Source organism: Streptomyces sp. NPDC008121, assembly GCF_042957155.1.
Taxonomy (GTDB): domain Bacteria; phylum Actinomycetota; class Actinomycetes; order Streptomycetales; family Streptomycetaceae; genus Streptomyces.
Genome location: NZ_JBIBHT010000005.1, coordinates 281,527 through 293,983, shown reverse-complemented (window position 1 = coordinate 293,983; position 12,457 = coordinate 281,527). Strand labels below are relative to the sequence as shown.

Here is a 12,457-nt window from a genome sequence, read left to right as displayed (position 1 = left end):
TTCGGACAAACGGGACAGGTGTTCCCTGTCTCTCAACGCGCGACGGTACCCCCGAGTGCCCGCCCGCCCGCCACCCCTCGGCGAGCGGCTCGGCCCCCGCGGTATCCCGCCGATGTCAGTCCGGAGAAGTAGACTTCCACGCTGTTCCCCCAAAGCGGGGGTCCGGGGGTCGCGCCCCCTGAAAGACCGCAGCCCGGAGGCTCCCCACCGTGACCAAGCCGCCCTTCACGCACCTCCACGTCCACACCCAGTACTCCCTGCTGGACGGTGCCGCGCGGCTCAAGGACATGTTCGACGCGTGCAACGAGATGGGCATGACCCATATCGCCATGTCGGACCACGGCAACCTCCACGGGGCCTACGACTTCTTCCACACCGCGAAGAAGGCCGGCGTGACGCCGATCATCGGCATCGAGGCGTACGTCGCCCCCGAGTCCCGGCGGAACAAGCGGAAGGTCCTGTGGGGCCAGCCGCACCAGAAGCGGGACGACGTCTCCGGCTCCGGCGGCTACACCCACAAGACGATCTGGGCGGCGAACGCCACCGGACTGCACAACCTCTTCAAGCTCTCCTCCGACGCCTATGCGGAGGGCTGGCTCCAGAAGTGGCCCCGGATGGACAAGGAGACCATCTCCCAGTGGTCCGAGGGCCTCATCGCCTCCACCGGCTGCCCCTCCGGCGAGCTGCAGACCCGGCTGCGCCTCGGCCAGTTCGACGAGGCCCTGAAATCGGCCTCCGAGTACCAGGACATCTTCGGCAAGGAGCGGTACTTCCTGGAGCTGATGGATCACGGCATCGAGATCGAGCGCCGGGTCCGCGACGGGCTCCTGGAGATCGGCAAGAAGCTCGGCATCCCGCCGCTGGTCACCAACGACTCGCACTACACCTACGCGCACGAGGCCACCGCCCACGACGCGCTGCTGTGCATCCAGACCGGCAAGAACCTCTCCGACCCGGACCGCTTCAAGTTCGACGGCACCGGCTATTACCTCAAGTCCACGGACGAGATGTACGCCGTCGACTCCTCGGACGCCTGGCAGGAGGGCTGCCGCAACACCCTCCTCGTCGCCGAGCAGGTCTCCACCGACGGCATGTTCGTCGAGAAGAACCTCATGCCGAAGTTCGACATCCCCGAGGGCTACACCGAGGTCTCCTGGTTCCGCGAGGAGACCATGCGCGGCATGCACCGCCGCTTCCCGGACGGCATCCCGGACGACCGCATGAAGCAGGTCGAGTACGAGATGGACACCATCATCTCGATGGGCTTCCCCGGCTACTTCCTCGTCGTCGCCGACTTCATCATGTGGGCGAAGAAGCAGGGCATCGCCGTCGGCCCCGGCCGTGGCTCCGCGGCCGGCTCGATCGTCGCGTACGCCATGGGCATCACCGACCTCGACCCGATTCCGCACGGACTGATCTTCGAGCGCTTCCTCAACCCCGAGCGCGTCTCGATGCCCGATGTCGACATCGACTTCGACGAGCGTCGGCGCGTCGAGGTGATCCGGTACGTGACGGAGAAGTACGGCTCCGACAAGGTCGCCATGATCGGCACGTACGGCAAGATCAAGGCGAAGAACGCCATCAAGGACTCGGCCCGTGTCCTCGGCTATCCGTACGCCATGGGCGACCGGCTCACCAAGGCGATGCCCGCCGACGTCCTCGGCAAGGGCATCGACCTCAACGGCATCACCGACCCCTCGCACCCGCGCTACAGCGAGGCGGGCGAGATCCGGGCGATGTACGAGAACGAGCCCGACGTGAAGAAGGTCATCGACACCGCCAAGGGCGTGGAGGGCCTCGTCCGGCAGATGGGTGTGCACGCGGCCGGCGTGATCATGTCCAGCGAGCCGATCGTCGACCACGCCCCGATCTGGGTGCGGCACACCGACGGCGTCACCATCACGCAGTGGGACTACCCCCAGTGCGAGTCGCTCGGCCTGCTGAAGATGGACTTCCTGGGCCTGCGGAACCTGACCATCATGGACGACGCCGTCAAGATGGTGAAGGCCAACAAGGGGCTCGACCTCGACCTCCTCGCCCTGCCGCTGGACGACCCGAAGACCTTCGAACTGCTCCAGCGCGGTGACACCCTCGGCGTCTTCCAGTTCGACGGCGGCCCCATGCGCTCGCTGCTGCGGCTGATGAAGCCCGACAACTTCGAAGACATCTCCGCCGTGTCCGCCCTGTACCGGCCGGGCCCGATGGGCATGAACTCGCACACGAACTACGCCCTGCGCAAGAACAAGCAGCAGGAGATCACCCCGATCCACCCCGAGCTGGAGAAGCCGCTCGAAGAGGTGCTCGCGGTCACCTACGGCCTGATCGTCTACCAGGAGCAGGTGCAGAAGGCCGCCCAGATCATCGCCGGGTACTCCCTCGGCGAGGCCGACATCCTCCGCCGCGTGATGGGCAAGAAGAAGCCCGAGGAGCTGGCGAAGAACTTCGTCCTCTTCCAGAAGGGCGCCCGGGAGAAGGGCTACAGCGACGAGGCCATCCAGGCCCTGTGGGACGTCCTGGTCCCCTTCGCCGGCTACGCCTTCAACAAGGCGCACTCCGCCGCGTACGGCCTGGTCTCCTACTGGACGGCGTACCTCAAGGCCAACTACCCGGCCGAGTACATGGCCGGTCTGCTGACCTCGGTCAAGGACGACAAGGACAAGTCCGCGGTCTATCTGAACGAGTGCCGCCGCATGGGCATCAAGGTGCTGCCGCCGAACGTCAACGAGTCCGAGTCGAACTTCGCCGCCCAGGGCGACGACGTGATCCTCTTCGGTCTCTCCGCCGTCCGCAACGTCGGCACCAACGTCGTCGAGTCGATCATCAAGTCGCGCAAGGCCAAGGGGAAGTACTCCACGTTCCCCGACTTCCTCGACAAGGTCGAGGCGGTCGTCTGCAACAAGCGGACCATCGAGTCGCTGATCAAGGCCGGCGCCTTCGACGAGATGGGCCACACCCGCAAGGGCCTGGTCGCCCACCACGAGCCGATGATCGACAACGTGGTCGCGGTCAAGCGCAAGGAGGCCGAGGGACAGTTCGACCTCTTCGGCGGCATGGGCGACGACGCCGGTGACGAGCCCGGCTTCGGCCTCGACGTCGAGTTCTCCGACGTCGAGTGGGAGAAGTCCTACCTCCTCGCCCAGGAGCGCGAGATGCTCGGCCTCTACGTCTCCGACCACCCGCTCTTCGGCCTGGAGCACGTCCTCTCCGACAAGACGGACGCCGGGATCTCCCAGCTGACCGGCGGCGAGCACGGCGACGGCGCGGTCGTCACCATCGGCGGCATCATCTCCGGCCTCCAGCGCAAGATGACCAAGCAGGGCAACGCCTGGGCCATCGCCACCGTCGAGGACCTGGCCGGCTCCATCGAGTGCATGTTCTTCCCGGCCACCTACCAGCTGGTCTCCACCCAGCTCGTCGAGGACACCGTCGTCTTCGTCAAGGGCCGCCTCGACAAGCGCGAGGACATCCCGCGGCTCGTCGCCATGGAGCTGATGGTCCCCGACCTGTCGAACGCCGGGACCAACGCCCCCGTCATCCTCACCATCCCCACGGTGAAGGTCACCCCGCCCATGATCAGCAGGCTCGGCGAGATCCTCGGCCACCACAAGGGCAACACCGAGGTGCGGATCAAGCTCCAGGGCCCGCGGAAGACCACCGTGCTCCGGCTCGACCGGCACCGGGTCCAGCCCGACCCCGCGCTCTTCGGCGACCTGAAGGTGCTGCTCGGCCCGTCCTGCCTGGCCGGATAAGGCCCGCGGCCACGCGGAAGGGGCGCGCCCGTCGTCACGGGCGCGCCCCTTGCCGCGTACCGGCGCGGAAGATCAGTTGTGGCCGAAGCGCTTCTGCCGGCCCTTGCGGGCCATGTCGCCCGGCGTGACCTGGGCGGCGCGCTGCTCGGCCTGCGACTCCATCGCCGACTGCTGCGCCTGCTGGGTGCCGCGCTCGGCCGGCGACTGCTTCTGCGAACGGTTCTGGTTCTTGTTCTTGGCCATGGTGATGCCTCCTCGGGGGAATCTCGGGGCCAGGACCGCTGCCAGACTCACATACGGCACGAACCGCCGCACTTTGGATCATTACGGACGGTGAGGGCACCCGGCGGGCCGGATCCGCCACGCCGATGATCCAGTTCCGGCCGTCAACCTCCCGGCCGTCGGGCAGACTCGAAGGAAATCCGAAGCAACTTCCGATCCCGAGGTTCCCGAAAGAGGGTGGAACACGTGGACCGCTGCGTCGTTCTGGTGGACGCCGGCTATCTGCTGGGCGCCGCCGCGAGCCTTCTCGCCGGGGAACCGGCCCGCTCCCGGATCACCGTCGACCACGCCGCCCTGATCCAGGGCCTGCGGGACCGGGCCGAGGCCGACACCGAACAGCCCCTGCTCCGCATCTACTGGTTCGACGGCGCACCCGACCGCGTCCCCCAGCCCGAGCACCGCCGGCTGCGCGTGATGCCCCGGGTGACCGTCCGGCTGGGCGCCCTGACCCGCAGCGACGGCCGCTGGGCCCAGAAGGGCGTCGACGCGGCCATGCACGCCGAGCTCACCGAACTGGCCAGAAACCGCGCCTGCTCCGACGTGGTCCTGGTCACCGGCGACGGCGACCTCCTGCCCGGCCTCATGTCCGCCAAGGAGCACGGCGTCGCCGTGCACCTCTGGGCCGTCCAGGCCGCCGACGGCGACTACAACCAGTCCGAGGACCTCGTCGCCGAAGCCGACGAACGCCGGGTCCTCGACCGCGCCTGGATCACCCGCGCCGTCCGCGCCAAGGACCTCACCGGTATCTGCGCGCCCCCACCGGTCCCGCGCCCCGAGATCGCCGCCATCCTCTCCGCCCCGCTGCCCGAGTCGGCGCTCGCCGCCTCCGCCGAACGGGCCGCCGAGGCCGCCGAGGCCTCCCGCGGACAGAACGGAACGCCCGCCCCCGCGCCCGCCGCCCCCTCCTCGAACGGATCGGCGCCCGGCGTCCCCGCCCCCGCCACCGGCAAGGCCGGCGTCCCCACGCCCAAGGACCTCGCCGGACTGCGAGGACCTGGGACCCCCGCCCACCCCCACGCGCACCACGCCCACGTCCACCCGGCCAACGCCACCCTGCGCTGGTCCTCCGACAAGGGGTGGATCGAGCGCCCCGGCGGCCCCCTCGGCGAACCGGCCGAGACCGCCTCGCTGCCCACCCTCGCCCAGCTCACCAGCGCCGAGCAGCGCTGGGCCGACCGCGAGGAGGACATCACCACCGTCGGCGGCGACCCGTTCGAGGTGGGGCAGGTCTTCGCCCGCCGCTGGATGGAACGGCTCCCCGAGCAGAGCCACGTCCAGCGGCTCTCCACGATGTATCCGCGCATCCCGCACCGCATCGACGGCGAACTCCTCCGGTACGCGGCACGGTTCGGCCTCCTCGCCCACAAGGACGACCAGATCGACGAGCACGACCGCTATGCCATCCGGGCCGGGTTCTGGCGCGAGATCGACGTCCGGGCCGCCGCGGAACACGCCCCCGCGGGGGAGTAGGGCCGCGGACCCCGTAGGCTCATCCCTCGTGAGTACGGTGTGCGTGGTGCGGGATCTGGTCAAGACGTACCCCGCCGCGCGCGGCAGGCGGGGGACCCCCGCGACGCCCGAGGTGCGCGCCACCGACGGCATCAGCCTGGATGTGGGCGGCGGCGAGATCTTCGGCCTGCTCGGACCCAACGGCGCCGGCAAGTCCACCCTCGTCCGCCAGCTGACCGGTCTGATGCGCCCCGACTCCGGTTCGGTCGAGCTGCTCGGCCACGACCTCGTCCGCCACCCGGAACGCGCCGCGCGGCTGCTCGCCTATCTCGGCCAGGAGTCCACCGCGCTCGACGAGCTGACGGTCGCCCTCGCCGCCGAGACCACCGGCCGGCTGCGCGGACTGACCGCCCGGGACGCGCGCGCCGCCCGCGACGCCGTCCTGGAGGAGCTCGGCCTCGGCGAGCTGGCCGGGCGGCCCCTGAAGAAGCTCTCCGGCGGGCAGCGGCGGCTCGCCTGCGTCGCCGCCGCCCTGATCGGGCAGCGGCCGGTCCTCGTCCTCGACGAGCCGACCACCGGCATGGACCCGGTCGCCCGCCGGGCCGTCTGGGCCGCCGTCGACCGGCGCCGCGCCGAACACGGCACGACGGTGCTGCTCGTCACCCACAACGTCATCGAGGCCGAGACCGTCCTGGACCGGGTCGCCGTCCTCGAACGCGGCCGGGTCATCGCCTGCGACACCCCGGCCGGGCTCAAGGAGCGCGTCGCGGGCGAGGTGCGGGTCGATCTGGTCTGGCGCGAGCGCGCCCCGCTGGACGTCCCCGAGGTGGCCGCGCTGCGGACCTCCGCGCAGGAGTCCGGCAGGCGCTGGACCCTGCGGCTCGCACCGGACGAGGCCCGGGCGGCGGTCGCCGCCGTCACCGGCGGGGCGGCCTTCGCGGCGCTGGACGACTTCACGCTGGCGACGCCGAGCCTGGAGGACGTCTATCTGGCGCTGGGCGGCGAGACCAAGGGGCTGGTGAAGGCGTGAACCCGTACGCGCGGCCGGCCGCGCGGTCGTACCCGAGGTGGTGCGCGGAGTCGTACGAGATGTCGTGGAACCGGACGGTCAGGAGCAGTACGCAGTGAGCATCGTGCCCGCCGAGGTCCTGTCGACCGGTGCGCCGGCGGCCCGGAGCCGTGACGGCGGCGAGGGCGAAGGCGCCGCGCCGCTCGCGCCGCGCGCCCGGCTGCTGCCGGCCCTCGCGGCCGTGTACCGCGCGCAGCTCTCGCGCGCCCGGGTCTCCCGTATCCCGCTGCTCTTCGTGGCGACCTTCCAGTCCGTCGGGATCATGGTCCTGATGCGGGGGGTCGTCGACGGCGGGGAGGAGGCGCGGGCGGTGGTGGCCGGTTCGTCCGTCCTCGTCGTCGCCTTCGTCGCGCTGAACCTGCTCGCCCAGTACTTCGGCCAGCTGCGGGCCGGCGGCGGGCTCGACCACTACGCCACGTTGCCGGTGCCGCCGGCCGCCGTGGTCCTCGGCGCGGCGGGCGCGTACGCCTCCTTCACCGTGCCCGGGACGGTGGTGACCGCCGTCATCGGCTCCGTGCTGTTCGGGCTGCCGCTCGCGCACCTGTGGATCCTGGCGGCCGTCGTGCCGCTGGCCGGGGCGGCGCTCGCCGGGCTCGGGGCGGCGCTCGGACTGCTCGCGCCACGCCAGGAACTGGCGACGCTCCTCGGACAGCTGGGCATGTCGGCGGCGCTACTGCTCGGCGTGCTCCCGGCCGACCGGCTGCCGGAGCCGATCGGCTGGGCCCGGGACCTGCTGCCCTCGACGTACGGGGTGGAGGCGCTGGCCCGGACCTTCGGCCCGCACCCGGACTGGGCGGCCGTCGGGCTGGACCTCGCGGTGTGCGGGGCGGTGGGCGTGGCGTCGCTGGCGGTGGCGACATGGGCGTACCGGCGGGCGGCGGTCCGCTGAGGCGGGGCGCGCGGGCACCTGGCACGATGGCGGGGTGACCGCACCTCTGACACCGCCTCACCAGCCTCCGCACGACGCCCACGCCTGGCCCTCGCCCTACCCCGCGTCGCCGGTGGCGGACGACGTCCCGAGCTCGGGAACGGAACTGCGACAGGCGGCCGTGGTGGCCGCCGTGTCCACGGTCCTCGGAGCGGCCCTGGGGCCGCTGTGGCTGTGGCTGGCGCCGAGGGTGCCGTTGGTCTCGGACGGCAAGGCGGTCTTCCTGCGCGACAGCGAGGGGGAGGCGGCGATCGGCGCGGACGGCACGTTCGTGCTCCTGGCGCTGGCCTTCGGGGCGGTCGCGGCGCTGCTGGTCTTCCTCTTCCACCGGCACGGCGGGGTGGCGCTGATCCTCGGCATGACCGTCGGGGGCGTGCTGGGGTCGCTGCTCGGCTGGGGGGTGGGGACGTACCTCGGGCCCTCGCACGACGTGGTGGCCCATGCCAAGGCGGTGGGGCCGAACGTGGTGTTCGACGCGCCGCTGAAGCTGGAGATGTGGCAGGGGGCGATCCTCGCGTGGCCGCTGGCCGCGCTCCTGGTCCACCTGGGTCTGACGGCCCTCTTCGGTCCGCGCGACCCGGAGCAGGAGTGGCCGGTGCCGCCCGTCCAGCCCACCACTCCGCCGGCCGCGGAGAACTGACCTCGGGCGGGGGCAGCGAGCGCCGGGCCCGGGCCCGGCGCGGTCGTTCCTACGCGCGGCCGATCGGGGCCAGCACCGCCGATGTCAGGGCGGCCAGATCGGTGGGGGAGAGCTCGACCTCCAGGCCGCGGCGCCCCGCAGAGATGCAGATCGTCGGGTGGCCGGAGGCGGAGGCGTCGAGGACCGTCCGCAGGCGCTTGCGCTGCCCCAGCGGAGAGATGCCGCCCCGGACGTAGCCGGTGGTCCGCTCGGCGGCCGCCGGGTCGGCCATCGCCGCGCGCTTGCCGCCGACCGCCGAGGCGAGGGCCTTGAGGTCCAGTTGGCCGGCGACCGGGACGACCGCGACCGTCAGCTCGCCGTCCACGTCCGCGACCAGGGTCTTGAAGACGCGGTCGGGCGAGACGCCCAGCGCCTCCGCCGCCTCCTCGCCGTATGAGGCCGAGGCGGGGTCGTGGTCGTAGGCGTGCAGGGTGAACGCGGTCCCGGCGGCCGCCAGCGCCACCGTCGCGGGCGTGCCGCCTCCCTGCTTCCTCTGCTTCTTCGCCACCGGGCTCCTCCGTCAGTTCGGGCTCGTCGGCGCCCGCGTCAGATCCACCGCCGGCAGCGACGGCAGGTGCCGCAGCACCGCCGTCTCCGCCCGCAGCAGCGTCAGCTCCTCACGCAGCCGGGTCGCCGTGTCCGGCGCCTGCAGCAGCCGCTGCTTCGCCGGGGTGTCGAGCACCGCGGCGGCCGCGACCAGATACGACACCACCGACGGATCGTCCGGCAGCTCACTGGTGGTCAGGGAACGCTCCCGGGCGCCGGCCAGCCGCTTCTGGTAGCTCCGGAACGCCCGCAGGACGCCCTCGGCGAGCGTGCCCGCCTCGTCGCCCTGCTCCTCGGGGATGTCCTCGACCTCCGCCACCAGGAAGGGCCCGCTCGCGTCGACCGACAGCAGCTTCACCCGGGTCGTGCCGGTCGCCATCACCTCGAAGCTGCCGTCGGCCCGCTCCCGGATCGTCGCCGCGTCGGCCACGCAGCCGACCCGGTGGAACGCCTGGATCGGGTCGGAGCCGAAGCCCGCGGCGGGCCCCTTCTCCGGCTGCGCCGTCGGGTCGGGCATGCCCGGAGCGGTGCGCGCGACCTCCCGGCCGTCGCGGATCGCCACGACGGCGAAGCGGCGCGGCTCCGACTCGTCGGTCTTGAGCAGCTCGCGCATCATGGCGCGATAACGCTCCTCGAAGACGTTCAGGGGCAGCACGAGGCCCGGGAACAGCACCGCGTTGAGCGGGAAGAGAGGCAGGCGAGCGGTGGTCACAGCGGTCAAGCGTAATGGCCGCGCGGCCCGCCTCGACCGGCCCGTCCCCGTCCGGCTTCCCGCAGCGGCGTCGCGCGGGCCACTTCGACCCGTACCGCGTCCCGTGCCGCCAGGAAACGGGCGAGCGGATCCTCGCCCACCAGCGTCCACGGAAACGACGTCGCACAGGGGCCCAGACGCCGGAACTCCTCCAGCGCCTCGTCCCACCGCCCGCGCCTGACCAGCACGTACACAAGCAGGTTGCGGACCTCGGCGGGCCAGGGGTCGCCGGCCGGGTACACCGCGGAGAGGGCGGCGGCCCGGTCGGCGGCCGCGTCGATCCGGTCCTCGTGCGGGTGCCCGGTGCCGAGGAGCAGCTCCGCGAAGGCGGCGCGAACCGGCAGCGCCTGGATCAGGGAGCCGGGCAGGGCGTCCTCCGCGGCCTGCTCGGCGAAGTCGAAGCACTCGCGGTGCGAGCCGTGCCGCTGGGCCGAGAGGTACTTGAGCGCGGCGACATGGCAGCCGTAGTGGTGCGGCGAGCGGCGGACGGCCTGTTCCCACAGCGGCTCGAAGTCCGTGTGCGGGGCGTGCGTGCCCCGGGCGTGGTCCAGGGCGAGGCGCCACGGCACGGGGTCGCGCGGCGCGGCCACGGCGGCCGCGTCGATCAGCGGGCCCAGCTCGCGCAGTCGCTCGGCGCGGGCGGGCGACTCCCAGGCCCGGCGCACCTCGAGCTGCGCCTTGACGAGCAGCGCGTCGGGGTCGTGGGGCGCGGCGGCCAGCCACCGGCCCAGCCACTCGTCGCGGCCGTAGGCGAAAGTGGCCAGCCGGGCGACGTAGCGGTCGCGGTTCTCCCACTCGGCGGCCTCCCGGGTGGCGGCCAGGAGCCGGGCCGCCGGCGCGGGGTCCGCCAGGGCGGCGGCGACCAGGGCCGGCGCGAGCCGACCGTCCGGCGCGTCGAGCAGCACGTCGTCGTCCGGCGGCAGGACGGCGGCGAGCCGCGGCGCGTGCCGGACGAGTCGGGCGGTGCCGATCAGGGCGCGGAGCAATGACATGGTGCCGCCATTGAAAACCGCAGGTGAGGACGGCGCCAGTGGGGAGCTGTGAAGCTTTGGTAGCGGCGGGAAAGTTGTCCTGAGCAAGGTCAAGACAGAGTAAAGAAAGAGGTGAGCCTGGTCGGGATCCGTGCCGCGCGCCCCCAGGAACGGTCACGACCCCCACACGTCCCCGCGATGACCCGCGCCCCTCCCGTCGCCCCTTCCGCCCCCGCCTCGTCTCCCACACCGGCCCTGCCGTCTATCCCCGTCGCAGCAGCCTCGACGCCCCCGCCGCCACCGTCGTCGCCAGCACCCATCCGAGGAGGATCAGGACCGTCGCCACCCACTGCCAGAGGCCCTCCAGCCGCCAGTAGCCGTCCTGGCCGAGATTGATCACCGGCAGCAGCAGGTCCAGGGCGTACAGCGTGGCGTTCCACCGGGGGGACTCCTCCGCCTTCAGCGGCACCGGGTCGTAGCGGGAGAACGCGATCGCCCCCGCCGCCCAGAGCACCGCCATCCACAGCGCCGCCCGGCCCGGGCGGTAGCCGTACGCCACCGTCCAGTCCTGGAGATAGCCCCAGAGCTTCCCCGCCACCGGCAGCGTCTCCCGGCGCCGCCGCTGTTTGGCGAGGAGGACCGCCCGGGCGTCGGCGTCCTCGCCGCTGTTGCGCAGGACCGTCGCCAGCCGTTCGTACGGCTCCGGGGCGTACTCCGGGGTCGCCGCCGCCACCCATTCGAGCCGCCGCGCCAGCGGGAAGTGGCCGTACGGCACCAGGTTCTCGTAGACGAAGCCGCCCATCGCGAGACCGCCGGGCCCCGGCCAGCTGGTCGACAGGTCGATCAGGGTCACGATCTTGGCGCCGTTGAGCACCACCCGCCCCTCCTCGGGGCGCTCGCCGTTGAACCGCAGCTCCGGCGTGACGATCCGGCGCAGCGACACCTCCTCCCGCCGCGCGCCGTTCAGCACGAAGCGGGCGTAGTGCAGGTCCACGGCGTCGCCGAACCGCCCGTCGTCGAGCCGCACCCCGCCGTGGCACTCGACGGGCTTGCGCCGCGCCCCCTGCACCGGGGTGTAGCCGATGCCGTACGGCGGGGTCGCCGAGGCGTTCCCCGTCGATTCGTACACCCACGCGGCGTTCAGATAGAGCGAGCGCTCCACCGTCAGCTGCGGGGCGTTCAGCGCGCGCCGCTCCTGCGCGCCGCGCAGCACGCTGCCCCGCAGGCTCAGCGACACGCCGACCTTCGCCCCGCGCAGGCTCAGCTCGCCGTACGCCTCGATCAGCTCCGCCTGGAGGTCCTGCGCCACCACCAGACCGTCCGCGGTGATCGCCCGCCCGCGCCGGTCCGGCCACACCTGGATCTGGTTGATCAGCAGGTCCGTGCCGATCTGCGCGTCCGTGAGCCGGATGCCCCGCTCCACCCGGCAGCGCGGCAGATGGAGATCGCCCTGGGTGTGCAGCCGCGCCGCCTCCAGGCGGGGTATCGCGCACTCCACCATCCGCAGCGTGCCGAAGTGCGCCTCCGGGAGGACGATCTCCTCGTCGAACCGGCAGCGGTTCATCTCGACGTACGGGCCGATCGTCCCGCCCGCGAGATTGAGCGCCCCCGATATCCGCACCCCGCGCAGCTTCAGCGCCGCCACCCGCCCCGACCGGGCCGGCGGCCCGTCGAGCAGCAGCAGCGCCACCACCTCGGCGCGCACCGTGCGCTCCTCCCCCCAGGGAAGCGGCCCGAACGGATCGTCCAGCGCCGGATCCCCCTCGCTCATGTCACAGGCCCTGCCGACCCGGAACCCCCACCACATGGACCGCTCCGGGCCCGTGAGGCCATCCGGCATACCGTCCTCGCGCGGCTCGGTCACTGCCGCCCCCTCGCTTTCCACGAATCCGCATCCCCGGATTCGTACAGCCGTTCTTCCCGCTGAGTGACGGACTGAACGCTAACGGTCAGCTGTGGCGACAAGACGCCACTGTGGCTCGTATCAGCCAGTGATACGGACGTCCGACGCTTGTGGGGCGTCTGAGAGAATT

General features: G+C 72.2%; 10 protein-coding genes. 5 read left to right on the top strand and 5 right to left on the bottom strand.

Going from position 1 to position 12,457, the window contains the following annotated elements:
- Positions 1 to 209 precede the first annotated feature (209 nt).
- The gene (gene dnaE, locus ACFZBD_RS18905; protein WP_391140717.1) at positions 210 to 3,749 is read left to right on the top strand and encodes a DNA polymerase III subunit alpha; all 3,540 of its coding nucleotides are present in this window, start codon (positions 210 to 212) and stop codon (positions 3,747 to 3,749) included.
- A gap of 72 nt (positions 3,750 to 3,821) precedes the next feature.
- Here dnaE and ACFZBD_RS18900 read toward each other — a convergent pair whose 3' ends face one another.
- On the bottom strand, positions 3,822 to 3,992 hold the full coding sequence (locus ACFZBD_RS18900) for a hypothetical protein (protein ID WP_391140716.1): 171 nt from the start codon (positions 3,990 to 3,992) through the stop codon (positions 3,822 to 3,824).
- A 225-nt stretch (positions 3,993 to 4,217) separates the two neighbouring features.
- On the opposite strand from ACFZBD_RS18900, the gene ACFZBD_RS18895 reads away from it, so the two are divergent.
- The 4 genes from ACFZBD_RS18895 to ACFZBD_RS18880 all read left to right on the top strand — a co-directional run bounded on the left by ACFZBD_RS18895 (position 4,218) and on the right by ACFZBD_RS18880 (position 8,117).
- Positions 4,218 to 5,501 carry an NYN domain-containing protein gene (locus ACFZBD_RS18895; protein WP_391140715.1) on the top strand — a complete coding sequence of 428 codons (1,284 nt, stop codon included), beginning with the start codon at positions 4,218 to 4,220 and terminating at the stop codon, positions 5,499 to 5,501.
- A 37-nt stretch (positions 5,502 to 5,538) separates the two neighbouring features.
- Positions 5,539 to 6,510, top strand: a complete 972-nt coding sequence (locus ACFZBD_RS18890) for an ATP-binding cassette domain-containing protein (RefSeq protein WP_391141203.1) — start codon at positions 5,539 to 5,541, stop codon at positions 6,508 to 6,510.
- 94 nt (positions 6,511 to 6,604) lie between these two features.
- Positions 6,605 to 7,438 carry an ABC transporter permease gene (locus ACFZBD_RS18885; RefSeq protein WP_391140714.1) on the top strand — a complete coding sequence of 278 codons (834 nt, stop codon included), beginning with the start codon at positions 6,605 to 6,607 and terminating at the stop codon, positions 7,436 to 7,438.
- Positions 7,439 to 7,472: 34 nt separating this feature from the next.
- Positions 7,473 to 8,117, top strand: coding sequence for a DUF2567 domain-containing protein (locus ACFZBD_RS18880; protein WP_391140713.1), 645 nt, complete (start codon positions 7,473 to 7,475; stop codon positions 8,115 to 8,117).
- Positions 8,118 to 8,166: 49 nt separating this feature from the next.
- Here ACFZBD_RS18880 and ybaK read toward each other — a convergent pair whose 3' ends face one another.
- The 4 genes from ybaK to ACFZBD_RS18860 form a co-directional block, all read right to left on the bottom strand.
- Positions 8,167 to 8,664 (bottom strand): Cys-tRNA(Pro) deacylase, encoded by a 498-nt coding sequence (gene ybaK, locus ACFZBD_RS18875; RefSeq protein ID WP_391140712.1) that lies wholly within the window; start codon positions 8,662 to 8,664, stop codon positions 8,167 to 8,169.
- 12 nt (positions 8,665 to 8,676) lie between these two features.
- Positions 8,677 to 9,414 carry an LON peptidase substrate-binding domain-containing protein gene (locus ACFZBD_RS18870; protein WP_391140711.1) on the bottom strand — a complete coding sequence of 246 codons (738 nt, stop codon included), beginning with the start codon at positions 9,412 to 9,414 and terminating at the stop codon, positions 8,677 to 8,679.
- A gap of 5 nt (positions 9,415 to 9,419) precedes the next feature.
- The gene (locus ACFZBD_RS18865; RefSeq protein ID WP_391140710.1) at positions 9,420 to 10,445 is read right to left on the bottom strand and encodes a hypothetical protein; all 1,026 of its coding nucleotides are present in this window, start codon (positions 10,443 to 10,445) and stop codon (positions 9,420 to 9,422) included.
- A gap of 241 nt (positions 10,446 to 10,686) precedes the next feature.
- The gene (locus tag ACFZBD_RS18860) at positions 10,687 to 12,288 is read right to left on the bottom strand and encodes an oxidoreductase (protein ID WP_391140709.1); all 1,602 of its coding nucleotides are present in this window, start codon (positions 12,286 to 12,288) and stop codon (positions 10,687 to 10,689) included.
- Positions 12,289 to 12,457 lie beyond the last annotated feature (169 nt).

Excerpts from the sequence above, each read along its gene's own strand:
- ACFZBD_RS18865 (WP_391140710.1), bottom strand. The coding sequence starts at position 10,445 with ATGTCATTGCTCCGCGCCCTGATCGGCACCGCCCGACTCGTCCGGCAC.
- ACFZBD_RS18900 (WP_391140716.1), bottom strand. The coding sequence starts at position 3,992 with ATGGCCAAGAACAAGAACCAGAACCGTTCGCAGAAGCAGTCGCCGGCC.